The 15,028-nt window shown below is 51.4% G+C and carries 12 protein-coding genes; 6 read left to right on the forward strand and 6 right to left on the reverse strand.

The window, feature by feature from the left end; translation table 11 throughout:
* Positions 1-104: 104 nt before the first annotated feature.
* Positions 105-1,328, reverse strand: a complete 1,224-nt coding sequence (gene argJ / locus DWY63_RS04835; protein WP_117801490.1) for a bifunctional glutamate N-acetyltransferase/amino-acid acetyltransferase ArgJ — start codon at positions 1,326-1,328, stop codon at positions 105-107.
* A gap of 52 nt (positions 1,329-1,380) precedes the next feature.
* On the reverse strand, positions 1,381-2,421 hold the full coding sequence (argC, locus tag DWY63_RS04840) for an N-acetyl-gamma-glutamyl-phosphate reductase (RefSeq protein WP_022462202.1): 1,041 nt from the start codon (positions 2,419-2,421) through the stop codon (positions 1,381-1,383).
* Positions 2,422-2,703: 282 nt separating this feature from the next.
* On the opposite strand from argC, the gene DWY63_RS04845 reads away from it, so the two are divergent.
* Positions 2,704-3,936 (forward strand): argininosuccinate synthase, encoded by a 1,233-nt coding sequence (locus DWY63_RS04845; protein ID WP_055218598.1) that lies wholly within the window; start codon positions 2,704-2,706, stop codon positions 3,934-3,936.
* Between the two features lie 97 nt (positions 3,937-4,033).
* Here the strand turns inward: DWY63_RS04845 and DWY63_RS04850 are convergent, their stop codons facing one another.
* The 3 genes from DWY63_RS04850 to DWY63_RS04860 are packed head-to-tail and all read right to left on the reverse strand — an operon-like array spanning position 4,034 to position 7,914.
* Positions 4,034-5,851, reverse strand: coding sequence for an N-acetylmuramoyl-L-alanine amidase (locus DWY63_RS04850; RefSeq protein WP_117801491.1), 1,818 nt, complete (start codon positions 5,849-5,851; stop codon positions 4,034-4,036).
* Between the two features lie 15 nt (positions 5,852-5,866).
* Positions 5,867-7,051, reverse strand: a complete 1,185-nt coding sequence (locus DWY63_RS04855) for an iron-containing alcohol dehydrogenase (RefSeq protein ID WP_117801535.1) — start codon at positions 7,049-7,051, stop codon at positions 5,867-5,869.
* 23 nt (positions 7,052-7,074) lie between these two features.
* Positions 7,075-7,914, reverse strand: coding sequence for a carbon-nitrogen hydrolase family protein (locus tag DWY63_RS04860; RefSeq protein ID WP_117801492.1), 840 nt, complete (start codon positions 7,912-7,914; stop codon positions 7,075-7,077).
* Between the two features lie 643 nt (positions 7,915-8,557).
* Between DWY63_RS04860 and DWY63_RS04865 the strand changes: the two genes are divergently transcribed.
* Both DWY63_RS04865 and DWY63_RS04870 read left to right on the forward strand, forming a co-directional pair.
* Positions 8,558-10,321: an ABC transporter ATP-binding protein gene (locus DWY63_RS04865; RefSeq protein ID WP_117801493.1), complete on the forward strand. Its 1,764-nt coding sequence runs from the start codon at positions 8,558-8,560 to the stop codon at positions 10,319-10,321.
* A 67-nt stretch (positions 10,322-10,388) separates the two neighbouring features.
* A complete protein-coding gene (locus DWY63_RS04870; protein ID WP_117761029.1) occupies positions 10,389-12,173 on the forward strand; it encodes an ABC transporter ATP-binding protein in 1,785 nt (594 codons plus the stop codon).
* 2 nt (positions 12,174-12,175) lie between these two features.
* Here the strand turns inward: DWY63_RS04870 and DWY63_RS04875 are convergent, their stop codons facing one another.
* Positions 12,176-12,529, reverse strand: a complete 354-nt coding sequence (locus DWY63_RS04875; protein ID WP_199607186.1) for a hypothetical protein — start codon at positions 12,527-12,529, stop codon at positions 12,176-12,178.
* A gap of 13 nt (positions 12,530-12,542) precedes the next feature.
* On the opposite strand from DWY63_RS04875, the gene DWY63_RS04880 reads away from it, so the two are divergent.
* The 3 genes from DWY63_RS04880 to DWY63_RS04890 are packed head-to-tail and all read left to right on the forward strand — an operon-like array spanning position 12,543 to position 15,025.
* A complete protein-coding gene (locus tag DWY63_RS04880; protein WP_242856691.1) occupies positions 12,543-13,496 on the forward strand; it encodes a metal ABC transporter substrate-binding protein in 954 nt (317 codons plus the stop codon).
* Complete coding sequence (locus DWY63_RS04885) at positions 13,497-14,204, forward strand: metal ABC transporter ATP-binding protein (RefSeq protein ID WP_117509517.1); 708 nt, start codon at positions 13,497-13,499, stop codon at positions 14,202-14,204.
* The gene (locus tag DWY63_RS04890) at positions 14,201-15,025 is read left to right on the forward strand and encodes a metal ABC transporter permease (protein ID WP_117801495.1); all 825 of its coding nucleotides are present in this window, start codon (positions 14,201-14,203) and stop codon (positions 15,023-15,025) included. Before DWY63_RS04885 ends, DWY63_RS04890 begins: the two co-directional genes overlap by 4 nt.
* The last annotated feature ends 3 nt before the right edge of the window (positions 15,026-15,028 follow it).

Consider the following 15,028-nt stretch of genomic DNA (forward strand, 5'->3'; position numbering starts at 1 on the left):
TTTTTCCTCGCTCTCCTCTTTTGATTCCTGGTTCTGCTGTACCGGAAACACGATTTCCCGGCACGTTTTCGTTGTATTCCCTCAGAATTTCATCCGAATGTTTTTTAAGAACGGTAATCCGCATTAATTTTTACATAGTCATAGGTCAGGTCGCAGCCCCATGCCGTTGCTGTCGCCTCTCCCATGTGGATGTCGGCGATCGCAGTTACTTTCGGCTCGGAGAGGATCTCCGTTGCCTCCTCCTCGCTGTAGTCAACGGCAACACCTTTCGTGATAATCTGCAGTTTTCCGGCTGCGCTCTCAAAGTAGAGATCTACATTTTCCGGATCGAATTTTGCTCCGGAGTAACCCATCGCGCAGAGGATTCTTCCCCAGTTGGCGTCATGGCCGAAGATTGCCGCTTTCGTCAGACTCGATGTGATGACGGATTTTGCCAGTGTCACGGCCTGCTCTTTGCTCTCGGCTCCCTGAATCGTCACTTCGAACAGTGCGGTTGCGCCCTCGCCGTCGCCTGCGATGTGCATCGCCTGTGTTTTATTGACTTCAAAGAGTGCTTCTTTGAAAATCTTGTAATCCTCGTTTTCTTCCGTAATTTCCGGGTTTCCGGCAAGACCGTTTGCCAGAAGGAGAACGGTATCGTTTGTGGAAGTATCACCGTCTACGGAAACCATGTTGTAGGTGTCCGGTACGACTTCGCTCAGTGCTTTCTGCAGCATCTCTTTCGAAATATTGGCATCGGTTGCCACAAAACTCAGCATGGTGCACATATTCGGATGGATCATGCCGGAGCCCTTGCACATACTGCCGATCGTTACGGTTTTTCCGCCGATTTCGATCTGAACAGCAACTTCCTTCGGCTCGGTGTCGGTTGTCATGATCGCCTGTGCTGCTATAGCTGCGGCTTCTCTTGTAGCTGCAAGCTGCGGTTTCAGCATTTCCACGCCGGCTGCGATCTTATCGATCGGGATCTGTTTTCCGATAACACCGGTCGATGCAACGAGAACGGAGTCCTCTGGAATGGAAAGTGCAGCCGATGCTGCCTCTGCGGTTTTTCTGCAGTAGCCATAGCCCTCCTCGCCGGTGCATGCATTGGCGATTCCGCTGTTGCAGACGATTGCCTGTGCGGTTGGATGGTTGTATACAATCTCCTGGTCCCATTTGACCGGAGCTGCTTTTACGATGTTTGTAGTAAAGGTTCCTGCTGCTACGCACGGTACCTCGCTGTAGACAAGTGCCATATCCTTTACGCCCTGTTTTTTAATTCCTGCTGCGCCGCCTGCTGCCTGAAAACCTTTTGCAGCAGTGATGCCTCCTTCAATCTTTTTCATTCTTTTATCCTCACTTTTCGTAAATTCCGTCTGTTGTCTGCTTCTGTCTTTTTTACGGGAACATCGGCGGCATGCACAGGCCTTCGTTTTCCGGCAGGCCGAACATCAGGTTCATATTCTGTACCGCCTGTCCTGCTGCGCCTTTGACCAGGTTGTCCATCGCACCCATCATGATGATTCGTTTCGTTCTCGGATCGATCTTGAAGTTGACATCCACATAGTTGCTTCCCTCGACCCATTTCGTCTGCGGGCAGACATCCTTATCGAGAACACGTACAAACTGCTCGTTGGCATAATACTTATCATAAACGGCTTTAACCTCTTCGTAAGTCACATCTTTTTTCAGGGATGCATATGCCGTTACGAGAATGCCGCGGTTCATCGGAACAAGATGCGGGGTGAAGTTCAGGGTGATCGGGTAGCCGGCTGCATAGGAAAGCTGCTCCTCGATCTCTGGTGTGTGGCGGTGGCCGGCAACGCCGTATGCCTTGATGTTTTCATTGACCTCACAGTAGAGGTTGTCCACTTTCGCTCCTCTTCCTGCTCCGGAAGTTCCTGATTTTGCATCAATAATGATGGTGTTTCCATCAATCAGATCTTCCTTTAATAAAGGATAAATCGAAAGAGTTGAGCAGGTCGGATAGCATCCCGGGTTTGCCACGATGCGCGCTTGTTTTACTTTCTCACGGTTGATCTCGCACAGTCCGTAAACCGCCTCGTCGATATACTGCGGGGATTTATGCTCGATCTTGTACCACTCTTCATACGTTTTTACATCTTTAATACGGAAATCGGCGCTCAGGTCGATGACCTTTACTTTCGAAAGAATTTCATCATTTACCAGGGAAGCACAGAGTCCCTGCGGAGTTGCTGTAAAAATGACGTCTACTTCCTTTGCAAGCTGCTCCATGTTGTCGTCCTTGCAGACATCGTCTACTAACTGAAACATATTCTGGTAAACCGACGCATATTTCTTATCGATATAGCTTCTGGAACCATACCATTTAATCTCCACATCTTTGTGTCCCAGGAGAATACGCACCAGCTCGCCTCCTGCATATCCTGTAGAACCGATAATTCCTGCTCTGATCATACCTTTTTCTCCTTTTTTCTTTCGCCCGTTTTCTTGTCTTGCCGGACATTTTTTCTTTTCTCTTTATGATAGCTCAATTATTTTCTTTTTTCAATGAAAAATCTTTGTTTTCTGCTGTCATATACCGTCGATTGCATAAGTATACACCTCAAATGTATATTATGCAAGTTTTTTTTGAATTTCTGAAAAAAAGCTTGCATAATCCTGTCGTATGATGTATATTTTAGTCATTGACGATGCACCGCGCATATAGGTGCACGAGAAATCCAAGGAGGATCTTACATTATGAAAGAAAAAGTTGTACTTGCCTATTCCGGCGGACTTGATACTACTGCCATTATTCCGTGGCTGAAAGAGACCTTTGACTACGAAGTAATCTGCTGCTGCATCGACTGCGGCCAGGGAAACGAGCTGGTTGGCCTCGATGAGAGAGCAAAACTTTCCGGCGCTTCCAAATTATATATCGAAAACGTTATCGACGAGTTCAGTGAAGACTTCATCATGCCATGCGTAAAAGCAGGCGCTGTTTATGAGAACAAATACCTGCTCGGTACTTCCATGGCACGTCCGGTTATCGCAAAGAAACTCGTTGAGATCGCAAGAAAAGAAGGTGCTGTTGCCATCTGCCACGGCGCTACCGGTAAAGGAAATGACCAGATCCGTTTCGAGCTCGGCATCAAAGCCCTTGCTCCGGATATCAAAGTAATCGCTCCTTGGAGAATGACCGATGTATGGACCATGCAGTCCCGTGAAGACGAGCTGGCTTACTGTAAAGCACACGGCATCGACCTTCCGTTTGATGCAAACCACAGCTACAGCCGTGACCGTAACCTGTGGCACATCAGCCATGAGGGACTTGAGCTTGAGGATCCGTCCAACGAGCCGAACTACGACGATCTTCTCGTACTGACCACTCCTCCGGAAAAAGCTCCGGACGAAGGCGAGTACGTAACCATGACCTTTGAGGCCGGCGTTCCGAAGACCTTAAACGGAAAAGAAATGAAAGTTTCTGAAATCATCACCGAGCTGAACAAGCTGGGCGGAAAACACGGCATCGGTATTGTTGATATCGTTGAGAACCGTGTTGTCGGCATGAAATCCCGCGGTGTTTATGAGACTCCTGGCGGAACCATCCTGATGGCTGCACATGAGCAGTTAGAGGAGCTGATTCTCGACCGTGAGACCCTGAAAACAAAGAAAGATCTCGGAAACCTGCTTGCTGAGGTTGTTTACGAAGGAAAATGGTACACTCCTCTGCGCGAGGCAATCCAGGCATTCGTTGATGTCACCCAGAAATATGTAACAGGCGAAGTAAAATTCAAACTTTTCAAAGGCAACATCATCAAAGCCGGCGAGTCTTCTCCGTACAGCCTGTACAATGAGTCTCTTGCTTCCTTCACCACCGGCGATCTCTACGATCACCACGATGCAGACGGATTCATCACACTGTTCGGTCTGCCGCTGAAGGTTCGTGCGATGAAAATGCAGGAGCTGGAGAAAAACAACAACAAATAAGATCTGATCCTATGGATTCCCAAAAGAAAGCGGACTCGCTCCGCTTTCTTTTTTTGCATGCAAAAAGGACCCGCCCATTTCAGGCAGGTCCCTTTGTTTATTCGTAATATGCGTCGATTCCGTCCGCAATTCCCTGTGCCATCTTGTTTCGGTAATCCTCGGTTGCCATCAAACGGTCCTCGGAAGGATTGCTCATGAAGCCAAGCTCAATGATCGTGACCGGAATGGTACTCCAGTTGATGCCGCTCATGGAATCGGTGTAAATCACATCGCGGTTCTTCGCACCGGTGTCTTTGCAGAATGCTGCGATCATCTTCTGGGAGAGCTTCTGGCTCTTGCTGACCACATCACCGGAAAGATACGTATTTCTGCTGCTCGGTGCCATCGTGAGTGCTCCGTAAACCGACTGGTTCGAATCGCCGTTCGCGTGTACACGCACGAGAATATCTGCTCCGTTCTGCGCGGCAAGTTTTGCACGCTCGGAATTGCTGATATTGACGTCGTGCGTCTCGCGGATCATGTAAACATCGTAGCCGCGCTCCTCAAGGATATCGCGTACCTTTAAGGATACCGCAAGGTTCAGCTCATACTCATTGATGCCGGTTGCCACACCGCATGTTCCGGAAGCAACCTTCGCCTTATAGGTCGATGATCCCGGTCCGATCGGCTCTTTCTCGCTGTTTCCTCTTCTCTGGTGTCCTGCGTCGATTGCCACGCAGATATTTTTGCTGTTCCGGCGAACACCATTTTTATCAACGTAATAGCCGTCGATGTAGGTATCCTTATAGATGCCGCCCCAGCTTCGGAAGTAATACGTTTTTCCGTCCACTTCCTGCCAGCCGTTCTTGTAAATACCGCCCCAGCTCCGGAAGTAATACGTTGCGCCTTTGATCGTTACCCACTGGCTCTTATACATGCCGCCCCAGCTCTGCAGGTAATACCAGTTATTATCATACCACAGCCATTCACTGTGCATCATTTTGCCGTCCTGCCTCAGATAATACCAGTTCTTGTCATACAGCAGCCAGCCTTCCCCTTTTGGGGTTCCGTTGCTGTCCATGTAATACCAGTCACTGCCCTTGGCCGCCCAGGCGTTCACGCGCATGCCGCCCCAGCTTTCAAAGTAATAATCAACGCCGTCAATCGTCTGCCAGCCGGTACTCATCACACCGTCTGCGTCTACATGGTACGTTCTTTTATCATGCACAAACCACTGATTCGTTCTGAGACTTCCGTCCTCATTCAGATAGTACCATGTTCCGCCGACTTTTTTCCAGCCCTGGAATCCGGCTCCGCCCCAGCTCTCGAAGTAGTAGAGCGTTCCGTCAATCTTCTGCAGTCCGGTGCTCATCACACCGTTTTCATCTACATGGTATGTTCTCTTGTCGTGAACGAACCATTCATTCGTTTTGACGCTTCCGTCCTCGTTCAGATAGTACCATGCCCCGCCGACTTTTTTCCAGCCTTTGTATCCGGCTCCGCCCCAGCTCTCAAAATAATAGAGCTTTCCGTTGACCATCGAAAGACCCGTGCACATGATTTCGTCTGCATTCAGATAATATCTCCGGTTCAGATGGGTGATCCACTCGCTGGCGGCCATCGTGCCGTCCTCTTTTCTGTATTTCCAGCTTCCGTCCTCCTGTTTCACCCAGCCGGCAGGAAGTTTCTCTTCCGGCTCCTGTTCGTTGTCCTCACCTGGAATCGTAACAGCCGGCGTCTCGTTTTCCGAAGTACCGCTCTGCTCCTGCACTGCCGCTTCCTCATCCGAATTCTGCTCGGAACTTTCCGTCTCATCCTGCTGCCAGGTTACGGCCGTGCCGTCATTTTCTGCTGCGCTTACCCTTGCCGGAAGCGCCCAGCCTCCTGCCGCAACGGCCGCTGCGATCAGCAGTGCTGCGATTTTCTTTTTTGCCATCTGGTTTTCCTCCTTTTATCGCGCCATCTGGTAAATCTCATATACTTCCTGTGCGCCCAGCTTGCGGATGCGGGACAGTTTTACAGTGTCCTGCTGTGTTGCATCCATGGAAAGGGCACGCAGATCCTCATCCGACGGGTTCGGGATATCAAGCTCATGCAGGGAGGTCGGCATGCCGAGCGAATGGAAGAACGCTACTGTGCGCTCAATGCCTTCCGTTGCCCGTTTGTGATCGCTTCCCTCTGTGATGCCCCAGACTTTTTCTGCAAACCGTGCAAACCGCCAGAGAACCGTCTCCTCATCGTACTGGTATTTCGCCCAGGCACCCCAGACTGCCGCCAGGGATGCGCCGTGTGCTACATCGTATTTTGCACTCAGCGCATGGCCGAATTTATGAACCGAAAAATCTTTTCCGTGGCCGCATTCGGTCAGTCCGTTATGGGACAGACTTCCGCACCACATGATTTCCGCCATGGCATCGTAATTGGCCGGATTTTCCAGTACCTTCGGTCCGTTTTTGATTACCGTGCGAAGAAGTCCCTCCGCGATCTCATCTGTCATCTCGCACTGGCTCTCCGGAATGAAATAGCGCTCCATCGTGTGCATCATGATGTCGGTTACTCCGCAGGCAATCTGGTATTTCGGCAGGGTTGCTGCCAGCTCCGGGTTCATGATGGCAAATTTGCAGCGGTTGAACGGCGTGTTGATGCCGGCCTTTTTGCCGATTGCCTCGTTTGTCAGAACGGCTGAATCGCTCATCTCGCTTCCGGCTGCCGGTATCGTCAGAACCGCTCCTACCGGGAGAGATTTTGTCAGCGGTACTTTTTTCGTCCAGATATCCCAGAGTGCCTCCTCCGGATTTGCAGCCCCATGCGCAACGGCTTTTGCGGTGTCAATCGAGCTTCCGCCGCCGACGGCAAGAATAAAGTCTGCCTGCATTTCCACTGCTTTTTTCACACCCTCCTCGGCAAGGGCAAGTCTCGGGTTTGGTTTTACGCCGCCAAGCTCTTCAAAGGCAAGGCCCTCTTTTGCAAGAGATGCTTCCACTCGGTCCAGAAGACCGCTCCGTTTTGCACTTCCGCCTCCGTAAACGACGAGCACCTTTGTGCCGCCCCATTTCTTTACCTCAGCGCCTGCCTGGTTTTCGGTCTCTTTTCCGAACACGACTTCCGTCGGGGTATACTGTATAAACTGATCCATCTTCTTATTTCCTCCCTGCATTTTTATTCTTCATAAATCCGTACGTTTCCCGAGCTTAAACGGTAAAGATCGTCTCTCCTGTTTTCCAGAGACGGGATTTCATTTCTTGTCCGCTCCAGCACTTCCGGATCCAGCTCTGCGATGAGTACCTGCGGGGTATCATCTGCCTCCGCAAGAATTTCGCCGTCCGGCGCAATGATCATGGAATGGCCGTACGCCTCAAACCGCGCTTTCTGGCCGCACTGGTTGGCGGCGAGCACGTAGCATCCGTTTTCAATGGCGCGCGTGCGCAGCAGTGCTTCCCAGTGGCGCTCTCCCGTTGCTTTCGTAAAATCCGCCGCTATCAGAAATGCATCTGCTCCGGAGGATGCCATCAGCCGGTACTGTTCCGGAAAGCGGATATCGTAGCAGATGCTCATGCCGAACAGGCCAAGCGCCGTGTCCGCAAGAACAATTTCATTTCCCGGGCAGATCTCGTGTGATTCTTCGTAGGAGACACTGCCCGGAATATTTACATCAAACATATGTATTTTGCTGTATTCTGCAATCGTTTCTCCATCTGGTCCGAACAGAAACGACGTGTTGGACGGACGCCCCGGATGGCGCCGTACCGTCATGCTGCCGCAGTGCAGATAGACACCGTACCGTTTGGCAAGGCTGGAAAACCGGCGGCTGACGTAGCCCGGCACTGCACTTGCGTGCCCCGGCATGTCTGCTCCCGTGTATTCTGCGGTCTCCGGGAAAAGAATCAGCTTCGCTCCCTGTTCCGCCGCCTCCCGCACATACTGCTCGGCCATGCGCATATTTTCATTTATATCCGGCCCAGAATCCATCTGCACCAGGCCTGCAATTATTTTTTCCATCTTTTTGTCCCCTCGTTTCACATGTTAGCTTGTGATTTTTCCGCTTATACTCTCGTTTATTATATCGCATATTCCCCGAAACAGCTACCCAAATTCGCAATTTTCATACCTTTTGCAGCTTTTATTTTTTAATTTTTGAAAATAACAATTGACAAATCTGGAAAACAGGAGTAGCTTAGAACCATAAGCTGTCGTGTTCGATCAGATGCGGCAGAAAAAATCATGAAAGGAGAACACCACTTATGATCAATCTTATTTATGCATCCAGCGTAAAACAGAATAAACTTCGTATGGCGATCAAACCAGGTGGCTGCCCTTCTTTCGAAATTCTTTGTAAGCATTAACTCTGCATAACAAATCTCTATGCATTCTTTATGCCTGCTATTTCGCACAGAAGGCGCGGTACGTCGATACTGCGGCTTTTTTTATTGCTATAAACAGTACGAAACCGTTCTTTCCGGCTTCGCTCCGTTTCCGGCAGGCAGATTCCGCGGTCTTCTTACCGCATCGATTCCCTTCTTTTATATACAAACGCAGCCTTCGCTTTCGTTTCCCGTTGTTCCGTTCCCACACTTACGGAGCTTTTGAAAGCCTATGTTCTGCCAGACACCCAAACGACATCAATGAGGAGGTTTTAACATTCATGAAGAAAAATCCAATCGGTAAGTACCTGCTCCAGAACTGGTACTACTACGTTTTCGCTTTTGGTTCCATGGCCTTAAGTGTCTTTCTCGATATGCTCGCGCCGCTTGTCACGCTGCACATCGTGGATGACGTGCTGGTCGGTCACAAAATGGAACTGCTCTGGAAATACCTTGCCGCCTTTCTTCTGATCGGTGCCGCAAAAGCCCTGTTTCAGTACATCAAAGAATTTTTATTCGATGTCAGCAGCGTCCGCGTCGCCAGCCAGATGAGGGACAACCTGTTCCGCCACGTCCAGCGGCTTTCGGTGGAATACTTTGACAAAAACAATACCGGCGAACTCCTCGCCCGCGTGCGCGATGACGTCGACCGGATCTGGGATATCCTCGGCTTTGCCGGCATGCTGATCTTAGAAGGCCTGATCTGTATCATGATGGCAATGGTCAGTATGGTCAAACTGGATCTGCCGCTGACACTCGTCTCCGTGGCGATCCTTCCTTTCGTCGCAGGCATCGCAATCCGCCTCGAAAAAGAACTCGACCGTGTCTACGATGCGATCAGCGAGGAAAACGCCGTCATGAATACCGTTGCACAGGAAAATCTCGCCGGTGTCCGCACCGTCAAATCCTTTGCACGGGAACCGTATGAGATCAAAAAATTCCGGAAACACAATCAGAAATACTGCGATCTCAACATGGATCAGGCGCGCGTCCTGATGAAATACGATCCCGCCATCTCGTTTCTTACGAAGCTGATGCGCGTGCTCGTCCTTCTCGCGGGCGGCTACGGTGTCATCCACGGACGCATTACGCTCGGTGTTTTAACGGCCTTTATGGAGTACACCTCCAAGATCACCTGGCCGATCGAAAACGTCGGCTGGCTCGGCAACTGCTTCGCTTCTGCGATTGCTTCCAACAAGAAGCTGAACAAAATTCTCGCAGAGGAGCCGCAGATAGCAGAACCGGAAAATCCGGTGGAGCTTTCAAAACTTCCGGGTGACCTGGAATTCCATCACGTCGATTTCTCCCTGCACGACACACCGATTCTGCAGGATATCGACTTTACCTTAAAGCAGGGCCACACACTCGGCATCATGGGTATGACGGGTTCCGGAAAAACAACCATCGTCAATCTGCTTGAGCGTTTTTACGATGTCACCGACGGTTCCATCTGTCTCGACGGCCACGACATCCGCACCCTGCCGCTGCGCACCGTGCGCGATACTTCTTCCGTCGTCATGCAGGACGTCTTCCTGTTCTCAGACACGATTTCTGAGAATGTCCGCCTCGGCAGCCGCAGCACAATGAAATCCGAAGAGGTACATAACGCCGTCTCCGCTGCGTGTGCTTCCGAGTTCGTCGATCACCTTTCCGATCAGTACGAAACGGTCATCGGCGAGCGCGGCATGGGACTTTCCGGCGGTCAGAAGCAGCGTCTTTCCATCGCACGCGCCCTGGCAAAACAGGCTCCGATCCTCGTACTGGATGATTCCACCTCGGCGCTCGATATGGAGACCGAATACGAAATCCAGAGCCATCTCGCCGAGAAAAAAGATGTTTCCAAGATCATCATTGCCCACCGCATTTCTTCGGTGCAGAATGCCGATGAGATCCTGTATCTCGATCACGGACGCATCGCCGAGCGCGGCACGCATGAGAGTCTGATGGCACAGAAAGGCCTGTACTACTCCACCTGGGAGGCTCAGTACGGTGATTACCATAAAGCAAAGGCAGCCCTCGAGCAGGCACTTCCTGCCAATGCTTAATTCAATTTAATCTGTTACCCGACAACTTCTGTATTTACTTACCCGTTAAGAGAGGAACAATACGATTATGGCTATCAATTCCAGTAAAGTAGATGAAGAGCAGAAAGAGGTCTTAAAGAGCGCGACCATCCGCCGCCTCTTCTCCTACTTAAAAAATTATAAACGCCAGGTTGCCGTCGTTCTCGTGGTTCTCGCCGTTACCATCGCGATTTCCACTGTGAACCCGCTGCTCCTGGAGTACGCCATCGACGTCAATATTGCGCAGAAAGACTGGCGTGGGCTTGTTGCCCTCTGCGTATTCATGGTTGTGATCAACCTGGTTTACGCGGCCGGTGTCCGCCTGCGGATGCTTCTGATGGCGCGCATTACCAACAACATTCTTCTGGAAATCCGTGACGAGCTCTACACGCATATCCAGACCTTAAGCTTCAGCTTTTTCGATACCCGCCCGGCCGGAAAGATCCTGGCGCGCATCATCGGCGATGTCAACTCGTTAAAGGATGTGCTGAACGACGGTGTCACAAAGCTGATTCCAAACATTCTCACGATCATCGCCATTCTGGTGATCATGATGATCAAAAACATCTGGCTCTCCTTAAGTGCGATTCTCGTGCTGCCGCTGATCGCTATCGGCATGTATTTTATTCAGATCGTCGCACATAAGAGATGGCAGACGTTCCGGAAAAAATCTTCCAATGTTACGGCGTATATCCACGAGGACTTCTCCGGTATCCGCATCATCAAGAGCTTTACCGCAGAGCAGGAATCGCAGGGCGAGTTTGACCGGCTTCTTCTTGAGCATCAGAACTCCTTTATCCATGCGGTCCGCCTGGCGGATGGTTTTTCCGCTGTGATCGAGGTGACCTGGGGCATCGGAACGTTTCTTCTGTATTTTATCGGTATTTCCGTGCTCGGCGTGGATGCCGTTCCGATCGGTACGTTCACGGCGTTTGCGATGTATCTGACGATGTTCTGGGATCCGATCCAGAACCTGGCCGGTTTTTACAACAAGCTGATCACGAACCTTTCCGCTGCGGAGCGAATCTTTGAGATCCTCGACACACCGGCGGAGGTTGCCGACAAGCCTGGCGTCACAGAACTGCCGCCGATCAAAGGAGAAGTAACGTTCGACCACGTCAGCTTTGCCTACTCCGATGATCCGGACACGCTGGTTTTAAAAGATGTCAGCTTTACAGCGGCTCCCGGTGAGACGATCGCACTCGTCGGCCCGACTGGCGCTGGAAAGACGACCATTGTCAATCTGATCAGCCGTTTCTACAACATTACCTCGGGAACGGTCCGCGTCGACGGCCACAGCCTGACAGATGTCTCCATCAACAGTCTGCGTGCGCAGATGGGCGTTATGACCCAGGACAACTTTCTCTTCTCCGGCACGATTCGCGACAACATTGCGTATGGAAAGCTCGATGCCACGGAGGAAGAAATCATTGCCGCCGCAAAGGCCGTGCATGCCCATGACTTTATCATAGAACTGCCGGACGGCTACGACACCGAGATCAGCGAGCGCGGTGCCCGTCTTTCCAACGGCCAGCGCCAGCTTCTCGCCTTTGCCAGAACGATGGTGTCCGATCCGCGGATTCTGATTCTCGACGAGGCGACGTCCAGCATCGACACACAGACAGAAATTCAGGTGCAGCAGGGAATCGAAAGCCTGTTGAAGGGCCGTACCTCGTTCATCATTGCGCACCGTCTTTCTACTATTAAAAATGCCGACCGGATTTTCGTGATTGACCACGGAAAGATTTTCGAGCAGGGAACCCACGACGAACTGATGGCAAAGCAGGGCGCGTACTACCAGCTCTACCAGGCACAGTTCCGCCGGGTATCCTAAAATCAAGAAATTTTCTCAAAACTGCCTTTCTTTTTTACAGGGAAAGGCAGTTTTTTTCCCTCTTTTCTATAACTAGTTTTCCTTTCCTTGACAAATGAATCCTCCCTGCTATATGATGATAACTGATCTTTTTTCGGGGACATTTGTTCCCGTCTGCCGCTTCCCACTCCTGCGGCATTTGTCACGAAACAGTCTGATACGGAGCTTTTTCGAATGCCTCCGTGTTTTCTTTCAGAAAGGAGTATCATGACATTTTTTTCCAAAAAAACGTTACGCCTTCTCCTCCTTCCTGCCCTCCTTCTTCTGACGGGCTGTGCGGGATCCTCAAAAGAGACGGCGGATTTCCAGGAGAACACGAAACTCTCCGCCGTGGCTACGATTTTTCCGCAGTATGATTTTCTGCGCGCCATCGGCGGCGATCATCTCGATCTCCACATGCTGCTTTCCCCGGGTGCGGAAAGTCACTCGTTTGAACCGACACCGGGCGATATGATTACGGTTTCCGAATGTGATCTCTTCGTCTACGTCGGCGGCGATTCCGATGCCTGGGTCGAGACAATCCTTGATTCTGTCGATACCTCGAACAAAGAGGTAGTGACGCTGATGGACTGCGTTGACACCGTTGCCGAGGAAACCGTCGAGGGAATGGAGACCCACGGCCACGCACACGATCATGAGGACGAGGATGCGCACGACCATGAGGACGAAGATGCAGATCACGAGGATGTACACGACCATGAGGACGAGGATACACACGACGAATCTTCCCATGATCATGCGCACGAATCCCACGGCGAACAGGACGAGCACGTCTGGACCTCGCCGAAAAATGCAATGCGGATTGTCCAGAAGCTCTGTGATTCCCTCTGCCGCCTCGACCCGGAGCATGCGGATGAATACCAGGCAAACACCGCCTCGTATCTTGCTTCGCTTGCCTCCCTCGATGAGGAATTTTCCGATGTCACCGCAATTGCAAGCCGCCATACCATTGTTTTCGGCGACCGTTTCCCGTTCCGCTACTTTGCGGACACCTACGGCCTCGACTACTACGCGGCGTTTCCCGGCTGCTCCTCGGAATCCGAGGCAAGTGCCAAAACCCTTTCTTTTTTAATTGATAAAATCAAGGAAGAACAGATTCCCGTCGTTTTCCACACCGAGCTGTCCAATGAACAAATGACGGACTCCATCTGTGAGGCGACCGGCGCGAAAAAGCTGCTGCTTCATTCCTGTCACAATGTATCCAAAGATGATTTCGAAAGCGGCGCTACGTATCTCTCCCTCATGGAACAGAACGTTTCCGCATTAAAGGAGGCTTTAAACTAAATGGCTCTACTTACCTGCAGTGATGTCACCTTCTCCTACGAGGGCATCCCGGTCCTGACCGATGTCAACTTTGCCCTGGAAGCCGGCTCCTACCTCTGTATTGTGGGCGAGAACGGTTCCGGAAAAAGTACTCTGATCAAGGGACTGCTTCACTTAAAAAATCCGTCCACCGGCTCGATCACAACCGGCGACGGGCTTCATCCAAGCGAGATCGGCTATCTGCCGCAGCAGACCGCCGCACAAAAGGATTTCCCGGCGAGCGTCTGGGAAGTCGTGCTGTCCGGCCGGCAGAACCACCCGCATTTCCCGCCGTTTTACACAAAGGCAGACAAAGAGGACGCGCTCCGCAATATGGAGCTTCTCGACCTCCTTTCATTAAAGAAACGGTGCTACCGTGATCTCTCCGGCGGCCAGCAGCAGCGTGTGCTTCTCGCTCGTGCGCTTTGCGCCACAAAGAAACTGCTGCTCCTCGACGAGCCGGTCACTGGCCTTGACCCGGTCATGACAAACGAAATGTACCAGCTCATCCGCCGCATCAACCGCGAGCAGAACGTTACGATCATCATGGTTTCCCACGATATCCGCAATATTCTGCCGGACGCAACGCACATTCTCCAGCTCGACCAGAAGCAGGTCTTCTTCGGTCCGACGGACGAGTATCTGAAAACCGAGGCTGGAAAACAGTTTTTAGGAGGTGCCGACTTATGATTTCGAATCTGCTGAAAATGCTTTCTTATCCGTTTATGCAGCGTGCCCTTGTGGTCGGCATTCTCGTCTCTTTGTGTGCCGCACTGCTTGGCGTCAGCCTCGTGTTAAAGCGCTACTCCATGATCGGCGACGGCCTCTCCCATGTCGGATTCGGCTCTCTTGCAATTGCAACGGCACTCGGTTTTGCTCCGCTTGCCTTCACAATCCCTGTCGTCGTGCTTGCCGCCTTTCTGCTGCTCCGCATGAACGAATCCAGCAAGATCAAAGGCGACGCCGCCATCGGTCTGATTTCAAGCTCTGCGCTTGCGATCGGTGTCATCACGGTTTCGTGGTCGAGCGGCATGAACACCGATGTCAACAACTACATGTTCGGAAGCATCCTTGCGATGAGTGATGAGGACGTCGTTCTCTCCGTGGTGCTCTCCATCGTCGTGCTGCTCCTGTTCGTCCTGTATTACAACCGTATTTTTGCCGTCACTTTCGACGAGACATTTGCCAAAGCAACCGGTGTCCGCGCAGAGGTTTACAACATGCTGCTTGCGTTCTTAACCGCTATCACAACCGTGCTCGGCATGCGCATGATGGGCGCACTTCTGATCTCCAGCCTGCTGATTTTCCCGGCACTGACCTCGATGCGTCTCTGCCATACCTTCCAGAGCGTGGTAATCTGCTCCGCGGTTCTTTCCGTGGTATGCTTCCTTCTTGGCATGTCCCTCTCGTTTTTCCTGTCCTCCCCTGCCGGAGCGACGGTCGTAATCGTGAACCTGCTGGCATTCCTGATCTTTTCTGCGATTGCCAGAATCCGCGAGCATACCGCATAAAAA

The organism is Blautia sp. AF26-2 (genome assembly GCF_003460955.1).
GTDB lineage: Bacteria > Bacillota > Clostridia > Lachnospirales > Lachnospiraceae > Fusicatenibacter > Fusicatenibacter saccharivorans.

Excerpts from the sequence above, each read along its gene's own strand:
- argC (WP_022462202.1), bottom strand. The coding sequence starts at position 2,421 with ATGATCAGAGCAGGAATTATCGGTTCTACAGGATATGCAGGAGGCGAG.
- argJ (WP_117801490.1), bottom strand. The coding sequence starts at position 1,328 with ATGAAAAAGATTGAAGGAGGCATCACTGCTGCAAAAGGTTTTCAGGCA.
- DWY63_RS04885 (WP_117509517.1), top strand. The coding sequence starts at position 13,497 with ATGGCTCTACTTACCTGCAGTGATGTCACCTTCTCCTACGAGGGCATC.
- DWY63_RS04865 (WP_117801493.1), top strand. The coding sequence starts at position 8,558 with ATGAAGAAAAATCCAATCGGTAAGTACCTGCTCCAGAACTGGTACTAC.
- DWY63_RS04890 (WP_117801495.1), top strand. The coding sequence starts at position 14,201 with ATGATTTCGAATCTGCTGAAAATGCTTTCTTATCCGTTTATGCAGCGT.
- DWY63_RS04850 (WP_117801491.1), bottom strand. The coding sequence starts at position 5,851 with ATGGCAAAAAAGAAAATCGCAGCACTGCTGATCGCAGCGGCCGTTGCG.
- DWY63_RS04870 (WP_117761029.1), top strand. The coding sequence starts at position 10,389 with ATGGCTATCAATTCCAGTAAAGTAGATGAAGAGCAGAAAGAGGTCTTA.
- DWY63_RS04855 (WP_117801535.1), bottom strand. The coding sequence starts at position 7,051 with ATGGATCAGTTTATACAGTATACCCCGACGGAAGTCGTGTTCGGAAAA.
- DWY63_RS04860 (WP_117801492.1), bottom strand. The coding sequence starts at position 7,914 with ATGGAAAAAATAATTGCAGGCCTGGTGCAGATGGATTCTGGGCCGGAT.